The sequence below is a fragment of the Paraburkholderia ribeironis genome (assembly GCF_900019265.1).
Taxonomy (GTDB): domain Bacteria; phylum Pseudomonadota; class Gammaproteobacteria; order Burkholderiales; family Burkholderiaceae; genus Paraburkholderia; species Paraburkholderia ribeironis.
In genome coordinates, this window is record NZ_CYGX02000010.1 from 67,527 (window position 1) to 88,116 (window position 20,590).

A 20,590-nucleotide genomic window follows, 5' to 3' on the forward strand; every position below is an offset into this window, starting at 1 on the left:
GCCAATCCTTGCGGCCGCCGATGCCGGCCGCGCGGACCCTACCGCATCACTTCGTGTTGCAACCCTGCGCCTCGGGCCTGCCGCCCCAAATGTGGGAACTGCGGGCGACAAACTGACGCATTATAGGCGCGATCCATAGCATCCACAAGCAAGCCCCGATTGGCCCACAAGCCACGTGCGACAAGCCTCCGCGCCATTTTGACGCAGCCTTTGGGGAGCTTCCGAAGCGCAAATTCCGGAGATAACAGACGTCCCCTTTACCGCTTCAGCGATTCCTCGACGGGCCTCGTCCGATGTCCTCGATCCGCACGATGCCGTGCCCTTCGGCCGTGGTGCGCGGCACCGCTTTCCATGCGTGTCCGTAGATCACCTCGAAGGTCAGCGCGATGGTGCCGTCGGCGCGCCGGCGGGCTTCGAGGGCGGCCAGCAAGGCCTTGTACAGTCTGCGCGAGGCAAGGTTCGACGACGCGTCGCGCTCGAACGGATACGCGCCCCAGCGGCGCACGTCGCCGAGCAGCGACGCAGGCGACTTGTAGGTGATCGTGAGCGTTTCCTGGTCCATCACGGGGATTTCAAAGCCGCTTTCGACCAGCATGTCGCCGAGGTCATGCATATCGACGAAGTCGATCACATGCTTGCGCGATGCAACGCCATGCGCGGCTTCGACTTCGGCGTAGACGCCGCGCAACTCCTTGAGGGTGTCGGGACCGAGCGTGCTGAACATCAGCAGGCCGTTCACTTTCAGCACGCGCTGCCACTCGGGGAACACGAGATCGGGCCGCGAATGCCAGTGCAGCGCGAGATTGGACCAGATGAATTCGAAGGCGCCGGCCGCGAATGGGAGCGCCGAGAAATCGGCTTGCGCGAAGCGCGGGCCGCGGGCGCCCAGCGCCTTGCCGAGCGACGCCGGCAGAAAACGCCGCCAGCTGGTGTCGCCCGCATCGTGATGCAACGCGCGCATCAGCATGCCGTGCGACAGATCGGAGCCGAACACCGGCGCCTCGGGAAAGCGCTCGCGCAGTGCGGGGATGTCGTCGCCCATGCCACAGCCTGCGTCGAGCACGCTCGACGGCGTGACCTTGATGTAGTCGAGACGCTCGCGCATGCGCTGCGCGATCTCGCGCGGCAGGAACGCCACCTCGCCGAAGGTTCCGGCACGGCGGTCGAAAATACGCCGGAGGCGCCGGGAATCATAGGCCGGACGGCCTGATTGAGCGGGAGTCTGGGGCATGAGTGTCGTGCTGGCGTGGAGCACGAAGTATACTCGTTCGCTTCCCGGCAATCAGCGTGCAAGGCCCTCGCGGGCGTCCATTCGTGTCATTCCGACCACTTTCTTCGTCTTCAGGCGGCAGATTCGCGCGTTTCGCACGTGGCTTGCATTCGGCGTGGCCGCACGTGATGCATGCGGTATTGCCGAACCTCTGCGCACTCTGCGGCAATTTGTCGCATAAGACGTTGTGCGCTGGCTGCGACGAAGCTTATTGGAACCAGAGCCGGTTGCGCTGCACCGTGTGCGCCGTCCCTTTAGCAGCCACGCGTCGCGCGGCTCATGCGTGCTATCGCTGCGCGGACTGCATCGCCGAGCCGCCGCCGTTCGACGCCACGTTCGCGCTCGCTGACTATCGCGCCCCGCTCGACACGCTGGCGGTCGGCCTGAAATTTCGCGCCCGGCTGATGCTTGCGAGCGAGTTCGCGCAACGCCTCGCGCGGCTCGCGCAGGACGCCTGGCGAGATGAATCCGACTGGCCCGACGTGATCGCACCGGTGCCACTCGCTGGCCAACGCCTGAAAGAGCGCGGCTACAACCAGGCATGGCAGATCGCCAGGCCGCTCGCTCGCGCGCTGCAGGTGCGCAGCGACGCCACCTTGCTGCGCAGAGTGATCCACACCGTCCCGCAGTCGCGGCTCGATCTCGACGCGCGTCGGCTGAACGTCGGCCGCGCATTCGTGGTCGCGCAAGCGGTGCGTGGCCTGCATGTCGGCGTGGTCGACGATGTGATGACGACCGGCGCGACGCTCGAAGCGCTGGCGCGCACGCTCAAAGCTGCCGGTGCGCGGCGTGTGACGAACTTCGTCGCGCTGCGCACACCAAAAAACTAGTCTCCACCTGGTCTCACTATGTTCAACGTCGTTCTCGTCGAACCGGAAATTCCGCCGAACACCGGCAACGTGATTCGCCTGTGCGCCAATACCGGCGCCCGGCTGCATCTGATCGAACCGCTCGGCTTTCCGCTCGACGACGCCAAGCTGCGGCGCGCCGGCCTCGACTATCACGAGTATGCGCAGATGAACGTGCACGCCGATTGGGCCGCGTTCGTCGCGAAAGAAACGCCGGACCCGGCGCGCATGTTCGCCTTCACCACGCGCGGCTCGGGCCGCTTTCACGAGCATGCGTTCCAGACCGGCGACTGGTTCGTGTTCGGCGCCGAAACGCGCGGCCTGCCCGACGCGGTGCTCGACCAGTTCCCGAACGAGCAGCGCGTGCGCCTGCCGATGCGTCCCGGCAACCGCAGCCTGAATCTGTCGAATACCGTCGCGGTGGTGGTGTTTGAAGCCTGGCGTCAGACCGGCTTCGACGGTGGCGCCTGACGGCGCGTCAACTCCGCCTCGTAGCGCACGAACATGGCGTCGTCGAAACAGGCGAACAGCACCTGTTCGATTTGCGGCACACGCGGCAACGTGTCGAGCACGGTGGCGACTGCAATGCGCACCGCGTCGTCGGCGGGGAAATGGTAGATGCCGCAACTGATCGCGGGAAACGCAATGCTCTTGCATTGCGCGTCGCGCGCCACCTCCAGTGAGCGCCGGTAGCAGGACGCGAGCAGGTCGGCTTCGCCATGCGCGCCGCCCCGCCATACCGGGCCGACCGCATGAATCACGTGGCTGGCCGGCAAGCGGTAGCCGCCGGTCAGCTTGGCATCGCCGGTCGCGCAGCCGCCCAGCGTTTCGCATTCGCGCAGCAAGTCCTTGCCCGCCGCGCGATGAATCGCACCATCCACGCCACCTCCGCCCAACAGCGACGTATTCGCGGCATTGACGATCGCATCCACCGCGAGCGTCGTGATGTCGACTACGCGCGCCTCCAGCGTGCAACGATTGAGAATGAGCATGAGAACCTCGCTATCCCGAAGCGCCGATAGCAACGTGGACAGCGATGGGAGGCAGCCGTTCAACGCCAAAGCGCGCCAAACGGCTGAAAGACAAGCTTTATTCGGCTTTGGAGTCGCGCCGCAGCAGGGCGCTGACGGCATCGCGAGGCGCTACGCCATCGAACAGCACGGCGCATACCGCTTGCGTGATCGGCATCTCGATTGCGTGAGCGCGGGCAATCGCGAGTACCGCTTGCGCGCAACGCACGCCTTCGGCCACGTGGCCGAGCGCGCCGAGGATGTCGTCGAGCGTACGGCCCGCGGCGAGTTGCACACCGACCGTGCGATTGCGCGACAGGTCGCCCGTCGCGGTCAGAATCAGATCGCCGAGGCCGGTCAGGCCAGTGAACGTTTCGGCCCGTCCGCCGAGCGTCACGCCAAGGCGCGACATCTCGGCCAGCCCGCGTGTAATCAGCGCCGCGCGCGCGTTCAGACCGAGTCCCAGACCGTCGGCAATACCGGTCGCAATGGCCAGCACGTTCTTCACCGCGCCGCCCACCTCCACGCCGACGATGTCGTCGCCGGTGTAGATGCGCATCGCGCCATGATGGAACGCGGCGACCGTGTGCTCGCGGCACGCCGCCGACTGGCTCGCAATGGTCAGCGCGACCGGCAGACCCTGCCCGACTTCGCGCGCGAAGCTCGGACCGGACAGCACGCCGTTACTGCGATGCGCCGGCAATTCAGCCGCGACCACCTGATGCGGCAACAACTGCGACTCGGCTTCGAAACCCTTGCACAACCACACCACAATCGCCGGCACCTTGCCCGCGTCGCGCATCGTCCGCAACAAGCCGCGCAGGCCGACCACGGGCGTCGCCACGACGCACAAGGCGTCGTCGGCGAGCGCATGGTCGAGCGCGGCGCTCAGGTCCGCTTCGTAACGAAGCGCCGGCGGCAACGCAACACCCGCCAGATAGCGGGCGTTTTCGTGCGCAGAGGAAAGCTCGGCAATGAGCGCGGACTCGCGCGCCCACAACACCGTGTCGTGCCGTAAGGCCAGATGGCCGGCGAGGGCCGTGCCCCATGCGCCAGCACCGAGGACAGCAACCTTCATGGCCGGCACTGCCTGCGACATGTTAGTGCGTGACGCCGTCGTGTTGCGCCGCGCCGTCCTGGCTGCCCATCTGCGCGAGACGTTGCTCGTACAGCGCCTGGAAGTTGATCTCGGCGAGGTGGATCGGCGGGAAACCGGCGCGCGTGATCGCATCGGCGATGTTCGAGCGCAGGTACGGGAACAGGATCGTCGGGCATGCAATGCCGACCAGCGGATCGATCTGCTCGGTCGGGATGTTGCGGATGTCGAAAATGCCGGCTTGCTTGGCTTCGATCAGGAACGCGACCTTGTCCGACACCTTGGCCGTGACGGTGCCGGTGACGAGGATCTCGAACACCGTGTCGGCGAGGCGTTCGGCCTTCACGTCGACTTCGACTTCGACCGACGGCATTTCCTGCTCGAGGAAGATAGCCGGCGAATTCGGCTGCTCGAGCGACATGTCCTTTAGGTAGATGCGCTGGATATTGAAGAACGGCTGGTTGTTCTCGTCGGACATGATTGAGTAATTCCCTGATAGGTATGCATGGCGGCGGTCCATGATTGCATGGGTCGCCAGATCGTTGCGGCGCATGGCCCGCCCATCGTGGCAGGCATACGCCGGCTTGTATTACACCCAGCCGCCCGCTTGCGCGCCGGCCGGCGGGCGAATTCAGGCGGCTTCGAGCAGCGGCATCAAACCGCCCGCGCGGTCGAGCGCGGACAGGTCATCGTACCCGCCAACATGCGTCTCGCCGATGAACACCTGCGGCACCGTGCGACGACCGGTCCGGGTCATCATCTCGTCGCGACGGGACGGGTCCTTGTCGATCAGTACCTTCTCGACGTGCGCAACGCCGCGCGACTTTAAAAGACGTTCGGCCATCTGGCAATACGGGCACACCTGGGTGCTGTACATGATCACTTTGTTCACTTCGCTGCTCCTTGTTTCACAACCGGCATACCGGCTTTCTGCCAGGCGTCGACGCCGCCTTCGAGAACATGGACTTCCGCGTATCCTGCATCCTGCACGATACGCGCTGCCTTGTTCGATTGCTGGCCGGTCTGGCACACCAGCAGCACCGGGTTGCTCTTGTTCTTCACGAGCTGCGCCACCTTCGCCTGCAAGTCCGCGAATTCAAGGTGCCGTGCCGCGGGCAAATGCCCTTTGGCGAAATCGGCGGACGGCCGCAGATCGATGACCGCCGCGTTGCGCCGGTTGATCAGTTGGGTCGCTTCCGCGGCCGACAGGCCGCCACGGCCACGCCGGCTGATCGTCGGCCACAGCAGCAACCCACCGGAGATGAGGACGATCGCGATCAGTACAAGGTTTGTGTAGTCAGTGAAAAACTTCACGGAAAATCCGCCGAAAAAGAGGGAAATCGAAAAGGACAATCCACCCATTATAAAATAACCGTCTGACGCGATGGCGGCGCTCCTCTAGAGGAACCTCGCAGCGCTTTACCGCTTCCTCACTACCGACCGGCAATCTCATGTACAAACTCGTTCTCATCCGCCACGGCGAATCGACGTGGAACAAGGAAAACCGCTTCACCGGCTGGATCGACGTCGACCTCACCGAGCAGGGCAACCGTGAAGCGCAGCAGTCGGGTGTGCTGCTCAAGGAATCCGGCTACACGTTCGACATCGCCTACACGTCCGTGCTCAAGCGCGCGATCCGCACGCTGTGGCACGTGCAGGACCAGATGGATCTGATGTATCTGCCAGTCGTCCATTCGTGGCGCCTGAACGAGCGCCACTACGGCGCGCTGTCGGGGCTGAACAAGGCGGAAACCGCCGCCAAATTCGGCGACGACCAGGTGCTGGTCTGGCGCCGCAGCTACGACACGCCGCCGCCGGCGCTGGAGCCGACGGACGAACGCGCGCCGTACGACGATCCGCGCTACGCGAAGGTGCCGCGCGAACAGCTGCCGCTCACCGAATGCCTGAAAGACACGGTCGCGCGTGTTCTGCCGCTGTGGAACGAATCGATCGCGCCGGCCATCAAGTCGGGCCGCAAGGTCTTGATCGCCGCGCACGGCAATTCGATCCGCGCGCTGGTCAAGTACCTCGATAACATCTCGGACAGCGACATCGTCGGCCTGAATATCCCGAACGGCGTGCCGCTCGTCTATGAACTCGACGAGAACCTAAAGCCGATCCAGCATTACTATCTGGGCGACCCGGAAGCGATCGCACAGGCGCAAGCCGCGGTCGCCAAGCAAGGCAAGGCGGGCTGATTCCGCCCTCGTGCCGCGGCTTTGCGCTGAAGAAACCCAGCGCAGCCGCGGCGCAGAACCCGCGCCGACCAACAACGAGCACCGGTGGGCGCGGCCGGCCTCGCGCGAGTGGGGTGCTCCAGATGTCAGCGGCGTATTACCGCAGATTACTTCGCCATCGAGGGCGCGATCGCACGAACCCGGTCGGGTCCCTGTTGTCGAATCACGATTGCCTGCGCCTTCCCCTGTCAAGGCGAGTGTGCAGTTATACTTGTCCGTCCAATTTCCTCTACGCTGCCACGCGCTTCCGACCGCAACAGACTCTATGCGAAAGAACCTGAAAAATATCGGCCTGATCGCCGCGGGCCTTGCTACCGGTGCATTTGCCACCCTGCAACTTTCCGCCTCGGCCCAGCAACCCGCTAGCGCGGCCGCACCGCTGCCGCTAGACCAACTCAGGCTCTTTGCCGAAGTCTTCGGGCAAATCAAACACGAATACGTCGAACCGGTCGACGACAAAAAGCTCCTCACCTCTGCGATCAAGGGCATGGTGTCGAGCCTCGACCCGCATTCGTCGTACCTCGACAAGACCGACTACGAAGAACTGCAGGAGCAGACCAAGGGTCGCTTCGCCGGTCTGGGCATCGAAATTTCGTCGGAAGACGGTCTGATCAAGGTCATTTCGCCGATTGAAGACACACCTGCGTTCCGCGCCGGCATCCGTCCGGGCGACCTGATCACACGCATCAACGACAAGCCCGTGCGCGGCATGACGCTCGACCAGGCGGTCAAGCAGATGCGCGGCGAGCCGGGCACCAAGGTCACACTGACCATCTTCCGCAAGACCGACGACCGCACGTTCCCGCTCACCGTGACGCGTGCGATCATCAAGGTGCAGTCGGTCAAGGCGAAGATTCTGGCGCCTGGCTTCGCGTATGTGCGTATCACCAGCTTCCAGGAACGCACCACGCCTGATCTGGCCGCCAAGCTGCAAGACATTGCGCGCCAGGAGCCGAACCTGAAGGGTCTCATCCTCGATCTGCGCAACAACGGCGGCGGTCTGCTGCAAAGCGCGGTCGGCGTGGCCGGCGCGTTCCTGCCGCCGAACTCGGTGGTGGTGTCCACCAATGGACAGATCCCGGATTCGAAGCAGGTCTATCGCGACACTTACGACAACTACCGCCTGCAATCCTTCGAGAACGATCCGCTGAAGGACATCCCGCCGATCTTCAAGACCGTGCCGATGGTCGTGCTGACCAACGCGTACTCGGCGTCGGCGTCGGAAATCGTCGCGGGTGCGTTGCAGGATCAGCATCGTGCGCTGATCCTCGGCAAGACCACCTTCGGCAAGGGTTCGGTGCAAACCGTCCGACCCATGACCGCGGAAACCGCGCTGCGCCTGACCACCGCGTACTACTACACGCCGAGCGGCCGTTCGATCCAGAACAAGGGCATCCGCCCCGACATCCCGGTCGATCAGTACGCCGAAGGCGACCCGGACGACGCGCTCGTGACCCGCGAAGTCGACTACTCGAATCACCTTGCGAACACGCAGGACCCGAACGAGAAGAAGGAAGCGGAACAGCGCGAACAGGAACGCATGGACCAGCTGCGCCAGCTCGAAGAACAGAACGACAAGAAGACGCCGGAACAGCGCCAGAAGGATCGTGAGCGCAAGCCGGTCGAATTCGGTTCGACCGACGACTTCATGCTGCAACAGGGGCTGGGCAAGCTCGAAGGCAAGCCGGTTCAGGAATCGAAGTCGCTGACCGAGCGCCGTCTCGCGCAGAACAAGCCGGCCACGTCGGCGTCCGCGCCGGTCGCGGTGAAGCCAACGCAACCGGTGCCGGGCGCATCGGTCCCGGCTTCGGCGCCGGCTGCGCAAGGCAAGTAAGCAGCCCGCCCTGGTGTGTGTCTTCGCAGCGCATCGAGCTGCGAAGACACACGGCAACACCCGCAACGCCCCCCCACCCTTCGCGCGATTAAAATAACAGCCACACCACGCGCGCGGCGGACCGCAGGTCTGCGTCCCGATGCGCGGCACACTGACGCGCCCCGCCATGAATGACGATCAACTCCTTCGCTACTCCCGCCACATCCTCGTCGACGAAATCGGCATCGAGGCGCAGCAGCGCTTCATCGACGCGCACGCGATCATCGTCGGCGCGGGCGGCCTGGGTTCGCCTGCTGCGATGTATCTCGCGGCAGCCGGCGTCGGCCGTTTGACGCTGGTCGATGCCGATACGGTCGATCTGACCAATCTGCAGCGGCAGATCCTGCACGTCAGCGCATCGATCGGGCGCAAGAAGGTGGAGTCCGGGCGCGATGCGATCGCACAGCTCAATCCCGAGGTGGCGGTGAACGCGGTGGCCGAGCGCGTCGACGATGCATGGCTCGATCGCGAGGTCCCGCACGCCACCGTCGTGCTCGATTGCACCGACAATTTCGCGACGCGCCACGCGATCAATCGCGCGTGCGTGAAGCACGGCGTGCCACTGGTGTCGGGCGCGGCGTTGCGCTTCGACGGCCAGATCAGCACCTTCGATTTCCGCGACGCCGCGTCGCCGTGCTATGCGTGCGTATTTCCGGAAGACCAGCCATTCGAGGAAGTCGCATGCTCGACGATGGGTGTGTTCGCGCCGACGGTCGGCATCATCGGCTCGATGCAGGCCGCTGAAGCGCTCAAGGTGATTGGCGAGATCGGCACGCCGCTGGTGGGCCGCCTGATGATGCTCGATTCGCTGCGGATGGAATGGAACACGATGCGTGTCGCGCGCCAGCCGGATTGCCCGGTGTGCGGGCAAACGCATCACGCTTGATGCCTGCGAAACGCTGAACGCCACATGAAAAAACGCCGCACGACGGGACGTGCGGCGTTTTCCGTTTGAAGCCACCAGGCTGGCGTTTCACGCCTGCGCGACGCGTCTGAGCGCCGCCTGCACTTCTTCCGGTTCGAACGAAGCCAGTACATCGGCGACCGGCTTTTCAAGCGTCTTCAGATGCGAGCGCAGCACTTCCTGCTTGACCACCAGCAACTGGCTCGGATGCATCGAGAACTCGGTGAGACCCATGCCGAGCAACAGACGCGTCAACGCCGGATCCCCCGCCATCTCGCCGCACACCGACACGGGTACGCCCGCGCGCTTCGCCTCGCGCAACGTGAACGCGATCAGATGCAGCACCGCCGGATGCAGCGGGTCGTAAAGGTGCGCAACCGAGTTGTCCGCACGATCGATTGCCAGCGTGTACTGGATCAGATCGTTGGTGCCGATCGACAGAAAGTCGAGCCGCTTCAGGAACAGCGGCAACGCAATCGCGGCGGCCGGAATTTCGATCATCGCGCCGACCTGCACATTCGGATCGTAGGCGATGCCCGCGTCGTCCAGTTGACGCTTGGCTTCGTGAATCAGATCGAGCGTCTGGTCGATTTCCTGCGCGTGCGCGAGCATCGGAATCAGAATCTTCACCTTGCCGAACGCCGACGCGCGCAGAATCGCGCGCAACTGCGTGAGGAACATTTGCGGCTCCGAGAGACTCCAGCGAATCGCTCTGAGTCCCAGCGCCGGATTCGCGGCGGGCTCATAGTCATCGCCTGCGCTCATCGAGTCGAGCGGCTTGTCGGCGCCGACGTCGATGGTGCGAATCGTGACCGGCAAGCCGTTCATCAACTCGACCGCCCGACGGTACGCGGCAAACTGCTCCTCCTCTTCCGGCATGCGGTCCTTGTGATTCATGAACAGGAACTCGGTGCGGAACAGGCCCACGCCAGTTGCCCCCGAGTTGACCGCCGCGTGTGCGTCTTCCGGCAGCTCGATGTTCGCCCACAGGTCGATGCGCGTGCCGCACAGCGTTTGCGTCGGCGAGAACTTCAGCCGCTGCAGCTTGCGCTGCTCGAGCTCCTTCTCGCTTTGACGGTATGAGTATTCCTCCAGCACGATCGGCGCGGGATCGACGATCACGATGCCATGATCGCCATCGACAATGATCAGGTCGTCCTGACGGATCAGCGAGCTCGCGTGCTGCACGCCGACCGCGGCCGGGATGCCCAGGCTGCGCGCGACGATCGCCGTATGCGACGTGCGACCGCCGAGGTCCGTGACGAAGCCCTGAAACGTCTGCGTCTTGAACTGCAGCATGTCGGCCGGCGCGATGTCGTGCGCGACCACGATCATCTCGCTGCACGCACCGTGCACGCCATCGGCCAGCGTCGCCGATGCGCCCGCAAGCGCCTTCAGCACGCGCTCGACGACCTGTTCGATGTCGGCTTTGCGCTCGCGCAGGTACTCGTCTTCGATATCGTCGAAATGGCGTGACAGGCGCTCGAGTTGTTCGGTTAGCGCCCACTCCACGTTGTAGCGGCGCGTGCGGATCAGGTCGATGGTTTCCTGCACGAGCATCGCATCGTTCAGGATCATTGAATGAACATTGATGAATGCGCCCATTTCGCTCGGCGCATCCGCGGCGAGATCGGCGCGCAACGCGTCGAGCTCGTGATGAACGTGTTGCTGGGCCGCGCGAAAGCGCCCGACTTCCCCGTCGATCTGCGTGGGTTCGATCAGATAGTGGTCCACGTCAAGTGCTGCCGGGGCGATCAGATAGGCCCGCCCAATGGCGATACCGCGTGACACGGGAATTCCATGCAGCGTGAAGGACACGCGCACCTCCTCTAGTTGTGTGATGCCGCGGCAAACCGCTGCAATGCGCTCAGACTCGTGTCGTCATTATAAATTCCGCACCCTCGGCAGATAGCCCGGGGCTGTGTGCAGCGCAGCACGAATTGTCGTAATCAACACGACCCTATGCCTTCAGCGCGCTTGCGTTCCGCCGACACGCATCCGGCATGCATACACGCTAACGGGCAGGTCGATTCACGCGCCGTCTCGCGAATCAATGGACCGCCGAAGTGCACTCAATCATGCGCTAAAAAAAACGCCGCGGACAGCCGCGGCGTTGGCGCTCATCGCAAACGTGCACGCGTTGCTTATTGTCCCTCGCCGAATTTATCCGCGATCAGTTTCAGCAATGCGTCCATCGCCTCTTTTTCGTCAGCGCCTTCCGTTTCGATCAGCACGGTGCTGCCGATGCCTGCAGCCAGCATCATCACACCCATGATGCTCTTCGCATTGATACGGCGGCCATTGCGGCTCATCCAGATTTCCGCCTGGTAGTTGCCCGCGAGTTGCGTCAACTTGGCCGACGCGCGTGCGTGCAGCCCCAGCTTGTTCACAATAGTCGTTTCGTGTTGCAGCATGTGGTGGTCCGAAGCGCGGGTAAGTGTGGTTGTGAAGAGTGAAACTGCAAACCTGTGGCAATGCGATTGAAGCCTTGACAAGCCGGTCGCGTGGCTTTTCCGTGCTGCCTCGCTGTGCTGCCTCGCGTGCTACCTATAAACCGGCCGAGTCGGCCTTCTGGGTCAGATCCGCATCGGCCGGCAACGCGGGCAGACAATCGCCGGGCGCCGCATCGGGCGGCAGAGCCGCCACGCATTCGCCCGCAGCCGTGGCAGGCTCGGCGCACGCGGGTACCGCTGGTCCGATCGCATGCACGCCCTTGGTCGCGCCGGCGAGCGCCTTGTCGACCAGCGTGTCGAGCGGGGTAGCGCGATAACAGACCGCGCGCACCAGCATCGGCAAGTTGACGCCGCACAGTACGCGCACATTCGGCACCGTGGCAAGCCGACCCGCGATATTCGCTGGCGTTGCACCGAACATATCGGTGAGCACGAGGGCGCCGTTCTCTTCCTTGAGACGCTCGATCTCCGTGCTCGCGACCACAACCATTTGGGCGGGATCGCAATCGGGCGATACATCGATCACACCGATCCGCGCCGGCAAGCCACCATAGATATGCGAAATACAATCGCGCAACGCAGTGGCGAACGGAGCGTGCGCAATGATCAGAATGCCTGCCATGTCAGCCTTGCTGCAAAAGAACGGCCCCGAACCAACGGCCGGGACCAAGCCCGGCTCGTCAGCGCCCTCGATCGGCCGTGGACCATGAGAGCTGGAACGCACCATTTAACGAGCGGCTCGCAGCGCTTGACGCCATGCGGGCGCCGCCAGGAAAACTGCCCGTCCACAGTCCGCACTCCGTACCGGCGACACCCATCAGAAGCCATCGTCCGGCTTGGCGCGGAGGAGCGGGCATTGTAGCAGGCTCATTTTCGCGCCAAAGCCGGCGCTGCGCTCGATGCGGATTTACTACACAGCTTGGGTGTCACGGCGGCCATTCAAGGGGCGGGCTCGCACCTTAGCCCGCTGCGCGCTCCAGTGCGTCGATGAACATCGCGGCCACGTCGAAGCCAGTCTGGTCCATGATCTCGCGGAAACAGGTCGGGCTCGTCACGTTGACTTCGGTCAGCCAGTCGCCGATCGCATCCAGCCCGACCAGCAGTAGGCCACGTGCCGCGAGAATCGGCGCGAGCGTGTCGGCGATCTTGCGATCTTGTCCGGTGAGCGGTCGCGCCACGCCGAGACCACCGGCCGCGAGATTGCCGCGCACTTCATTACCCTGAGGAATTCGCGCAAGCGAATACGGCACCGCTTCGCCGCCGATCAGCAGTATGCGCTTGTCGCCGTCCTTGATCTCGGGGATGAATTTTTGCGCCATCACCGAGCGCGCGCCGTCGTGGCTCAACAATTCGATGATCGAACCGAGGTTCATGCCGTCGGCCTTGACGCGAAACACACCCATACCGCCCATGCCGTCGAGCGGCTTGAGGATCACGTCGCCGTGCTGTTCGTGGAACGCCCGCAGACGGGTGGGGTCGCGCGTGACCAGCGTGGGCGCGACGAACTGTGCGAACTCGGCGATCGCGAGCTTTTCCGAATGGTCGCGGATCGCCTGCGGCTTGTTGAAAATGCGTGCGCCGCCGCGTTCGGCCATTTCGAGCAGCCACGTCGACGTGACGTATTCCATGTCGAACGGCGGGTCCTTGCGCATCACCACCGCGCTGAAACTCTTCAGCGTGCGCGGCGCGGCCGGTTCAGCGGCGTACCAGAAGTCGCGATGCAAATCCGTGACGTCGCCGACGATCGCCACACGCTGCACGTTCGCCTCGACGTCGCCGCCCGTCCACGCCAGGTGCTTCGGCTCGCAGGTGTAGAGCACGTGACCGCGGCGCGCCGCTTCGGCCATCATCGCGTAGGTCGAGTCTTTGTAGATCTTGAATTGCGCGAGCGGATCGGCGATGAAAAGAATATCCATGAAGGTTCCGGTGCGCCCAGACGGGCTTGGCATTGAACGTAATAGTGTGGTCGAAAATGGCGCTGGCGGCACGCGTGCCGCCAGCGCCCACGGTCAGACCTGGATGGCTTCCGGATCGGTCTTTTCCAGTTCGACCGATGCAGCGAGCAGCCCGAGCCGCGCCACCACCCCGTACATGTAGAAACGGTTCGGCGGCGCCGCGCCAGGCTTCGCATGCGCGTCCGGCAGCGCCGTATGCTCGAAGCCGAGCGGCACGAAGTGCATGCCGGGTGCGTTCAGGTTCTGGTCGCGCTCGCGGCTGCCGTGCACGCGATAGAAACCGCCCACCACATAGCGGTCGATCATGTAGACGACCGGCTCGGCGACTTCCTCGCCGATGCGCTCGAACGTGTACACGCCTTCCTGCACGATCACGTCATGCACTTCGAGGCCGTCTTTGGTAGCCGCCATCTTGGCGCGTTCACGCTTGGTGAGCGCGGCCACTTCCGACGCGTCGTGCAGGGTCATGACACCCATGCCATAGGTGCCCGCGTCCGACTTGATGACGACATACGGTTTCTCGGAGATGCCGTACTCGCGATACTTCTTGGCGATCTTTTTGAGGACGCCGTCGATTGCGTCGGCGAGCGCTTCCTCGCCGGTGCGCTGCTGGAAATCGACGCCTTCGACGTGCGCGAAGTACGGATTGATCATCCACGGATCGATCTCGACCATCTTCGCGAACTTCTTCGCGACGTCGTCATAGCAGGAGAAATGCGTCGATTTGCGGCGCACGGCCCAGCCCGCATGCAGCGGCGGCAGCAAATACTGCTCGTGCAGGTTTTCCAGCACGGGCGGAATGCCGCCCGACAAGTCGTTATTCAACAGAATCGAGCACGGATCGAAATTCTTCAGCCCGAGGCGCCGCGGCGAGCGCTCGAGCGGTTCGAGCACGAGCTTCTGGCCGTCCGACAGCGCGATCGTGACCGGTCCGTTGATGCTTTCGTCGAGCGTGCCGAAACGCACGTTCAAGCCCGCCTGGCGCATGATCGCGGCCAGCCGGGCGACGTTTTCGAGGTAAAACGCGTTGCGCGTGTGGCGCTCGGGAATCACCAGCAGATTCTTGGCGTCCGGGCAGATCTTCTCGATCGACGCCATCGCGGCCTGCACGGCGAGCGGCAGCACTTCCTGCGGCAGATTGTTGAATGCACCGGGGAACAGGTTGGTGTCGACCGGCGCGAGCTTGAAACCCGCGTTACGCAGATCGACGGAGCAATAGAACGGCGGCGTGTGCTCCTGCCATTCGAGCCGGAACCAGCGTTCGATGGCCGGCGTGGCGTCGAGGATCTTCCGCTCGAGGTCGAGCAGCGGGCCGTTTAACGCCGTAACTAGGTGCGGAACCATTGATCACTCGCAGACTGGAGAAAAAAGATTGTAGAGCAAATGCTTTGTCCATTTGGGGACGGTTTCTCCATTCGCAAGCAGACACGAATGCATTCTCCCTATTGTGATGATAGGCGCGGAAAAATAGCGTTTCCAAGCCAGCGCGCAAGAAAAAAGCCCGCCATGAAGGCGGGCCAAAGTCGCTGTGCTCGTTCGTCATCCTTCGAGCCCGGGAGCGCGGGCTCGCGGAGCATTCCTTATTCGACGCGTTCGCCGTGCAGGCTCACGTCGAGGCCTTCGCGTTCCTGCTCTTCCTTCACGCGGATGCCCATCACCATGTCGATGACCTTCAGCAGGATGAAGCTCACCACGCCGCTGTAGATCAACGTCGTCAGCACGCCCTTGGCTTGCAGGACGAGGCTACCGTCGAAGCCGCCGATGTCCTTCACTGCGAACACACCCGTCAGCAACGCACCCACGATACCGCCGATGCAGTGCACGCCGAACGCGTCGAGCGAGTCGTCGTAACCGAGCTTGTGCTTGAGCCACGTTGCCGACCAGAAGCAGACCACGCCGGCCACGATACCGATCACCAGCGCGCCGAGCGTACCGACGAAGCCCGAAGCCGGCGTGATCGCCACCAGACCCGCCACCGCGCCCGACACGATACCGAGCACCGACGGCTTACCCTTGGCCGCCCATTCGGCGAACATCCATGCGAGTGCTGCCGCTGCGGTTGCCACCTGGGTGGCGAACATCGCGAAACCGGCACGGCCGTCAGCCGCCACTGCCGAACCCGCGTTGAAGCCGAACCAGCCCACCCACAGCATGGCGCCACCGATCAGCGTGAGCGTCAGGTTGTGCGGCGCCATCGGTTCCTTGTTGAAACCGATGCGCTTGCCGAGCACGAGGCAGCAGACCAGACCGGCGATACCGGCGTTGATGTGCACCACCGTGCCGCCCGCGAAGTCGAGGATGCCCGCGGTAGCCAGCCAGCCGGTCGGTTCCCAGACCATGTGCGCGATCGGCGAGTAGACGATGATCGACCACAGCGTCATGAACACCAGCATCGCCGAGAACTTCATGCGGTCGGCAAACGCGCCCGTGATCAGCGCCGGGGTGATGATCGCGAACGTCATCTGATAGACGAAGTAGACCGTTTCCGGGATCGTCGGGGCCAGGTGGCTGACGGTCAGCGTGGTCGCCTTGTCGCCCTTGATGTAGTTCATGCCCGCCATGAAGACGCGCGAGAAGCCGCCGATGAACGAGCCGCCCGGCGTGAAGGCGATGCTGTAGCCCACCACCGTCCAGACGATCGTCACGAGGCAGGTGATCGCGAAGCTTTGCATCAGCGTCGCGAGCACGTTCTTCTTGCGGACCATGCCGCCGTAGAACAGCGCCAGACCGGGGATCGTCATGAACAGCACGAGCGCGGTGGAGGTCAGCATCCAGGCGGTGTCGCCCGAATTGATCTTCGACGAATCGACCGAGAACGGCGCGGTCGGCGCAGCCGGTGCGGCGGCGGATGCTGCCTCCGGTGCGCTGGCAGCCGCTGCGGCGGATGCCTCAGCGGCCGGTGCCGAAGCTGCCGCGGCAGCCGGTGCGGCCGACGCCGGCGCGCTGGCCGTCGCCTCGGGAGCAGCTGCCGAAGCGGCTGCGGGAGCGGAAGCGTCGTCCGCGAGGGCGGCGCCGATACCGCCCGCGAGCAGCGAACCGGCCATCAGCAGGGACATCAATAATTTGCGCATCTTTCGTTTCCTCTTGTCGCTATCTGTGTCGCTATCTTTTGGTATTACAGGGCGTCCGCCCCGGTCTCCCCGGTACGAATCCGCACCACCTGCTCGATCGGCGTGACGAAGATCTTGCCGTCGCCGATCTTGCCGGTGCGTGCCGCGCGCTCGAGCGCCTCGATCGCCTGATCGACGATGTCGTCCGAGACGGCCGCCTCGATCTTCACCTTCGGCAGGAAATCGACCACATATTCGGCACCCCGATACAGCTCCGTGTGCCCCTTCTGCCGGCCAAAGCCCTTGACTTCGGTCACCGTGATGCCCGAGACGCCGATGGCCGACAAGGCTTCGCGCGCCTCATCGAGCTTGAACGGCTTGATGATTGCGGTGATGAGTTTCATGAAATCCCTCGCTAAGTTGCGTAAACCCGTTGCGTAACCCGTTTTGCGTACCGGTAACCCGTGTCGCGTGGTCTCATTTGCGTTGTCGGTAAAAAGCTTCCGACAGGGCGCGCGGGGCAGTAACAGCAACTCGCATGCCATGTTGTGTAAGACTGCGCCTCGCCCATGCTGCCCAAGACGCTCAGGCCGCCCTGGCCGGACGGCCAACGATGGCTGGGCACGGTGGCGCGGCGTATGGATCGTTGCTAGAGTGTTCGAAGGTTCCGGACGCGCGGCCGCGCACCAAAGGCGCTCATACAGCGACGGCACGCAACGAAGCACGCACCAAGACGGCCCATTCGCCGAAACCGGGCACGGACGTAATGAAACATGCACATTTTTTGTGCATCAAGGGGAACACCATGAAACAACCGAACGACGTTTTTAACGACTTCCAGGCGCGCATGAGCGAGCTGTTCAAGAACTCACCGGCCAAAGATATCGAGCGCAACGTCAAGGCCATGCTGTCGCAGGGTTTTTCGAAACTCGACCTGGTCACGCGCGAGGAATTCGATACCCAGACTCAAGTGCTGGTGCGCACCCGCGCTCGCCTGGAGGAACTGGAGCGGCGGGTCGCCGAACTCGAGCAGAAGCTGCCGGTCACGACGCCAACATCGTAAGCCCTCGCTCGCAGCGCATTCGCTGCGCAGCGCTGCACATCACAGGCAAGCGAGCCGTGACGTCATCAGCGTTTTAGGGGACCTGCGCGCGCCTCGCGGCGCGCCGTCCGACGGGAGAAAACATGTCGCTTGCCGTGGTGCGCAGCCGCGCGCCGGCCTCTGGCCGCGCGCCCGAAGTAACCGTCGAGGTACACCTCGCGAACGGATTGCCCTCGTTCTCGATCGTCGGCCTTCCTGATCTGGAAGTGCGCGAAAGCCGCGAGCGCGTGCGCGCGGCGCTGCAAAACTGCGGCTTCGATTTCCCCGTCCGGCGCATCACCGTCAATCTGGCTCCCGCCGATCTGCCGAAGGAATCTGGCCGCTTCGATCTGCCAATCGCGCTGGGCATACTCGCGGCGAGCGGCCAGATACCCGCGGATTCCCTGCTGCATCGGGAGTTTGCCGGCGAACTGTCGTTGACGGGCGCGCTGCGGCCCATGCGCGGCGCTTTCGCGATGGCATGCGGAACGGCGCGCAGCAGTGCCGCGCATACCAACGGCGGCAACGGAGCCGCCGCCACGCTGGGCGCACCTGGCTCAGAGTTGGCAGCGAGCCCGACGTCGCACCACACCCCGCCACAGCTCTATCTTCCCGCGGCAAGCGCCGCGGAAGCGGCACTCGTACCCGGCGTCGACGTCTATGGCGCGACCGATCTGCCGTCGCTGTGCGCCCATCTCGCGGGAACGCCCGACGCGCGGCTCGGGCCCGTCGCCGCCCCGGACCTCGCGCAGATCGCATCCGCCGTCGTTCCCGACATGGCCGACGTGATCGGCCAGCGCGCCGCACGCCGCGCCCTCGAAGTCGCCGCGGCCGGCGGACATCATGTGTTGCTGATCGGGCCGCCCGGCGCCGGCAAGTCGATGCTCGCCGCCCGCCTGCCCGGCCTGCTGCCGCCGATGACCGACGACGAAGCGCTCAGCTCCGCGGCGCTGCTATCCGCCAGCCAGGTGGGCTTCAACCCGTCGCAATGGCGACAACGGCCGTTTCGCGCGCCACATCACTCGTCGAGCGCGGCGGCGCTGGTCGGTGGACGCAATCCGCCGCAGCCCGGCGAGATCACGCTGGCCCATCTGGGCGTGCTATTCCTTGATGAGTTGCCCGAATTCGATCGCGTGGTACTCGAAACGCTGCGCGAGCCACTCGAAGCCGGCCGCATCACCATCTCGCGCGCCGCTTTACAGGCCGATTTCCCCGCGGCCTGCCAATTGATCGCCGCGATGAACCCCTGCCCATGCGGATGGCGCGGCGATCCTGGCGGCCGCTGCCGCTGCACGCCGGAGATCGCGGCGCGGTATCTGCGCAAACTGTCCGGGCCGTTGCTCGACCGCATCGACATCCAGCTCGAGGTTCCGGCGCTCACACCGGCGGAGCTGTCGGCCCGCTCGAGCGCGCCAGGCGAAGCGAGCGCACCGATCGCGCGACGGGTGCACGCCGCACGCGAGCGGCAACTGATCCGGCAGGGCAAAACCAATCGCGAACTGGGAGGACGGGAGGTCGACGAGGTCTGTCGTCCCGACGGGGCAGGTGAGGCGCTGCTGCGTGAGGCCGGCGCGCGCTTCGGCTGGTCGGCACGTACCTATTACCGGGTGCTGAAGGTGGCCAGGACCATCGCCGATCTTGCCGGCGCCGCCATGCCGAGTGCCCAGCAGATCGCTGAAGCGATCCAGTATCGCCGGGCTGTTGGTTTGTTCTGAGGAGAAAAAATATGCTGTCAAGACTTGACTTATGCACATGTGGGCATGCCCGTTACCTTTTGATACATCTGCAAGAGGCATCGAAAGGCAGGCTACAAAATCATTGATTTGATTGACTTTTTTAAAACATGCCAAGTTCGCGAAAACCGATGGGATGCCCATGGGATGGGCATTTGCGGAAAATGGTGCGAAGTTCTCAACAGAGTTATCCACAGCATCTGTGCGCAAGAGAAAAACTTCAACGTAAACCGGCAATTAGCGCGTAATCTTACGAAGAAACTTTCACTATGTGCGATAATCTCCGGTGCGCCGGACTGGCCAAAAATACCGGTCTCAATAGAGTTGGAACGACGAAAAAAACTGCTCGACCTGTTCCTGCGGCAACGGCCCCGAAGCGATGATCGCCGCCTGATAGACGTGCCGCCCGCGTGCCACCAGCCGCGCGTAGACGGTGCGCTTTTCGTGTTGCGAACCCGCTTCGCCGCTGACGTTCATCTCCAGGCCGAGCACCTGGCCGCCCGCTGCGAGCGGGATTTGCACGGCATGCGCGTCAGGCGCGGCGCCTACGTTGCGGGCGAGACCCGCGCGCAGGAATTCGAGCGCCGCGCGCTGCGTGGCTTCGGCATCGTCCGGCAGCATCACGGTGCCGACCGCGAATACGGCATTGCCGGCTTCGGCCGTTTGCATCGCCATCTGCATCGGTGTGCCGCCCACCTGCACCGCCCGCTGATCGTTGCCGGGCTTGGCCGGAAAATCGACGGTATAGCCGCGGTCGTTGTTCATGACGATGCGCCAGTCGAAGGTCGGCGAACAGGCGCCGAGCGCGACGCCGAGCGCCAGCGCGCAGGCCGCCGTGCCCGCTGCCGCGCGCACCCGCGTGAAGCGCGCAGGAGCATCGAAGGAAACGGCTGGCCTATTGCCAGCCAACCGGGCAGTGCGGAAACGGCTACGACGGGATAAGCAACCAGGCAGGCAGGCGAGAAAGCGGCTGAGGCGACAAGCAGTTCGGAACATGGAGACGGAAGATCGCGCTGACGAGGACGTAAAGCCGTATTATCCGCTCCCGCCCCGCCTCCTGCCGCGCCGCCGGAACCGGCT

General features: G+C 64.0%; 21 protein-coding genes. 7 read left to right on the top strand and 14 right to left on the bottom strand.

Going from position 1 to position 20,590, the window contains the following annotated elements:
• Positions 1-265: 265 nt before the first annotated feature.
• Positions 266-1,231, bottom strand: a complete 966-nt coding sequence (locus BN2475_RS05035; RefSeq protein WP_094778463.1) for a methyltransferase domain-containing protein — start codon at positions 1,229-1,231, stop codon at positions 266-268.
• 83 nt (positions 1,232-1,314) lie between these two features.
• Here BN2475_RS05035 and BN2475_RS05040 point away from each other — a divergent pair, with 83 nt between their 5' ends.
• Both BN2475_RS05040 and trmL read left to right on the top strand, forming a co-directional pair.
• Positions 1,315-2,100 (top strand): double zinc ribbon domain-containing protein, encoded by a 786-nt coding sequence (locus tag BN2475_RS05040; protein WP_094778464.1) that lies wholly within the window; start codon positions 1,315-1,317, stop codon positions 2,098-2,100.
• An 18-nt stretch (positions 2,101-2,118) separates the two neighbouring features.
• On the top strand, positions 2,119-2,589 hold the full coding sequence (gene trmL, locus BN2475_RS05045; protein ID WP_094778465.1) for a tRNA (uridine(34)/cytosine(34)/5-carboxymethylaminomethyluridine(34)-2'-O)-methyltransferase TrmL: 471 nt from the start codon (positions 2,119-2,121) through the stop codon (positions 2,587-2,589).
• Here trmL and BN2475_RS05050 read toward each other — a convergent pair.
• The 5 genes from BN2475_RS05050 to BN2475_RS05070 form a co-directional block, all read right to left on the bottom strand.
• Positions 2,562-3,110: an O-acetyl-ADP-ribose deacetylase gene (locus tag BN2475_RS05050; protein WP_094778466.1), complete on the bottom strand. Its 549-nt coding sequence runs from the start codon at positions 3,108-3,110 to the stop codon at positions 2,562-2,564. The genes trmL and BN2475_RS05050 overlap by 28 nt on opposite strands.
• Positions 3,111-3,207: 97 nt before the next feature.
• Positions 3,208-4,206 (bottom strand): NAD(P)H-dependent glycerol-3-phosphate dehydrogenase, encoded by a 999-nt coding sequence (locus BN2475_RS05055; RefSeq protein ID WP_094778554.1) that lies wholly within the window; start codon positions 4,204-4,206, stop codon positions 3,208-3,210.
• A 22-nt stretch (positions 4,207-4,228) separates the two neighbouring features.
• A complete protein-coding gene (gene secB / locus BN2475_RS05060; protein ID WP_094778467.1) occupies positions 4,229-4,702 on the bottom strand; it encodes a protein-export chaperone SecB in 474 nt (157 codons plus the stop codon).
• Positions 4,703-4,855: 153 nt separating this feature from the next.
• Positions 4,856-5,116: a glutaredoxin 3 gene (gene grxC / locus BN2475_RS05065; protein ID WP_094778468.1), complete on the bottom strand. Its 261-nt coding sequence runs from the start codon at positions 5,114-5,116 to the stop codon at positions 4,856-4,858.
• Positions 5,113-5,538, bottom strand: coding sequence for a rhodanese-like domain-containing protein (locus tag BN2475_RS05070; RefSeq protein ID WP_094778555.1), 426 nt, complete (start codon positions 5,536-5,538; stop codon positions 5,113-5,115). Before BN2475_RS05070 ends, grxC begins: the two co-directional genes overlap by 4 nt.
• Before the next feature lie 137 nt (positions 5,539-5,675).
• Here BN2475_RS05070 and gpmA point away from each other — a divergent pair, with 137 nt between their 5' ends.
• From gpmA to BN2475_RS05085, 3 genes are all read left to right on the top strand, one after another.
• The gene (gpmA, locus tag BN2475_RS05075; protein ID WP_094778469.1) at positions 5,676-6,422 is read left to right on the top strand and encodes a 2,3-diphosphoglycerate-dependent phosphoglycerate mutase; all 747 of its coding nucleotides are present in this window, start codon (positions 5,676-5,678) and stop codon (positions 6,420-6,422) included.
• Positions 6,423-6,726: 304 nt separating this feature from the next.
• Positions 6,727-8,295 carry a S41 family peptidase gene (locus tag BN2475_RS05080; protein WP_094778470.1) on the top strand — a complete coding sequence of 523 codons (1,569 nt, stop codon included), beginning with the start codon at positions 6,727-6,729 and terminating at the stop codon, positions 8,293-8,295.
• Between the two features lie 166 nt (positions 8,296-8,461).
• Positions 8,462-9,220, top strand: coding sequence for a HesA/MoeB/ThiF family protein (locus BN2475_RS05085; protein WP_094778556.1), 759 nt, complete (start codon positions 8,462-8,464; stop codon positions 9,218-9,220).
• An 87-nt stretch (positions 9,221-9,307) separates the two neighbouring features.
• Here BN2475_RS05085 and ptsP read toward each other — a convergent pair whose 3' ends face one another.
• The 7 genes from ptsP to BN2475_RS05120 all read right to left on the bottom strand — a co-directional run bounded on the left by ptsP (position 9,308) and on the right by BN2475_RS05120 (position 17,100).
• Complete coding sequence (ptsP, locus tag BN2475_RS05090; protein ID WP_094778557.1) at positions 9,308-11,056, bottom strand: phosphoenolpyruvate--protein phosphotransferase; 1,749 nt, start codon at positions 11,054-11,056, stop codon at positions 9,308-9,310.
• Positions 11,057-11,382: 326 nt separating this feature from the next.
• A complete protein-coding gene (locus BN2475_RS05095) occupies positions 11,383-11,652 on the bottom strand; it encodes an HPr family phosphocarrier protein (protein WP_094778471.1) in 270 nt (89 codons plus the stop codon).
• A gap of 133 nt (positions 11,653-11,785) precedes the next feature.
• Positions 11,786-12,313, bottom strand: coding sequence for a PTS sugar transporter subunit IIA (locus BN2475_RS05100; protein WP_094778472.1), 528 nt, complete (start codon positions 12,311-12,313; stop codon positions 11,786-11,788).
• Between the two features lie 337 nt (positions 12,314-12,650).
• Positions 12,651-13,607: a glutathione synthase gene (gene gshB, locus BN2475_RS05105; protein ID WP_094778473.1), complete on the bottom strand. Its 957-nt coding sequence runs from the start codon at positions 13,605-13,607 to the stop codon at positions 12,651-12,653.
• Positions 13,608-13,700: 93 nt separating this feature from the next.
• On the bottom strand, positions 13,701-14,990 hold the full coding sequence (gene gshA / locus BN2475_RS05110) for a glutamate--cysteine ligase (protein WP_094778474.1): 1,290 nt from the start codon (positions 14,988-14,990) through the stop codon (positions 13,701-13,703).
• Between the two features lie 236 nt (positions 14,991-15,226).
• On the bottom strand, positions 15,227-16,717 hold the full coding sequence (locus BN2475_RS05115; protein WP_094778475.1) for an ammonium transporter: 1,491 nt from the start codon (positions 16,715-16,717) through the stop codon (positions 15,227-15,229).
• A gap of 44 nt (positions 16,718-16,761) precedes the next feature.
• Positions 16,762-17,100 (bottom strand): P-II family nitrogen regulator, encoded by a 339-nt coding sequence (locus BN2475_RS05120; protein WP_013088261.1) that lies wholly within the window; start codon positions 17,098-17,100, stop codon positions 16,762-16,764.
• A gap of 401 nt (positions 17,101-17,501) precedes the next feature.
• On the opposite strand from BN2475_RS05120, the gene BN2475_RS05125 reads away from it, so the two are divergent.
• Positions 17,502-17,759 (top strand): accessory factor UbiK family protein, encoded by a 258-nt coding sequence (locus tag BN2475_RS05125; RefSeq protein WP_094778558.1) that lies wholly within the window; start codon positions 17,502-17,504, stop codon positions 17,757-17,759.
• A gap of 122 nt (positions 17,760-17,881) precedes the next feature.
• Positions 17,882-19,492 (top strand): YifB family Mg chelatase-like AAA ATPase, encoded by a 1,611-nt coding sequence (locus tag BN2475_RS05130; protein ID WP_094778476.1) that lies wholly within the window; start codon positions 17,882-17,884, stop codon positions 19,490-19,492.
• A 333-nt stretch (positions 19,493-19,825) separates the two neighbouring features.
• On the opposite strand, the gene BN2475_RS05135 is transcribed toward BN2475_RS05130, so the two are convergent.
• Positions 19,826-20,506 carry a hypothetical protein gene (locus tag BN2475_RS05135; protein WP_342744586.1) on the bottom strand — a complete coding sequence of 227 codons (681 nt, stop codon included), beginning with the start codon at positions 20,504-20,506 and terminating at the stop codon, positions 19,826-19,828.
• Positions 20,507-20,590 lie beyond the last annotated feature (84 nt).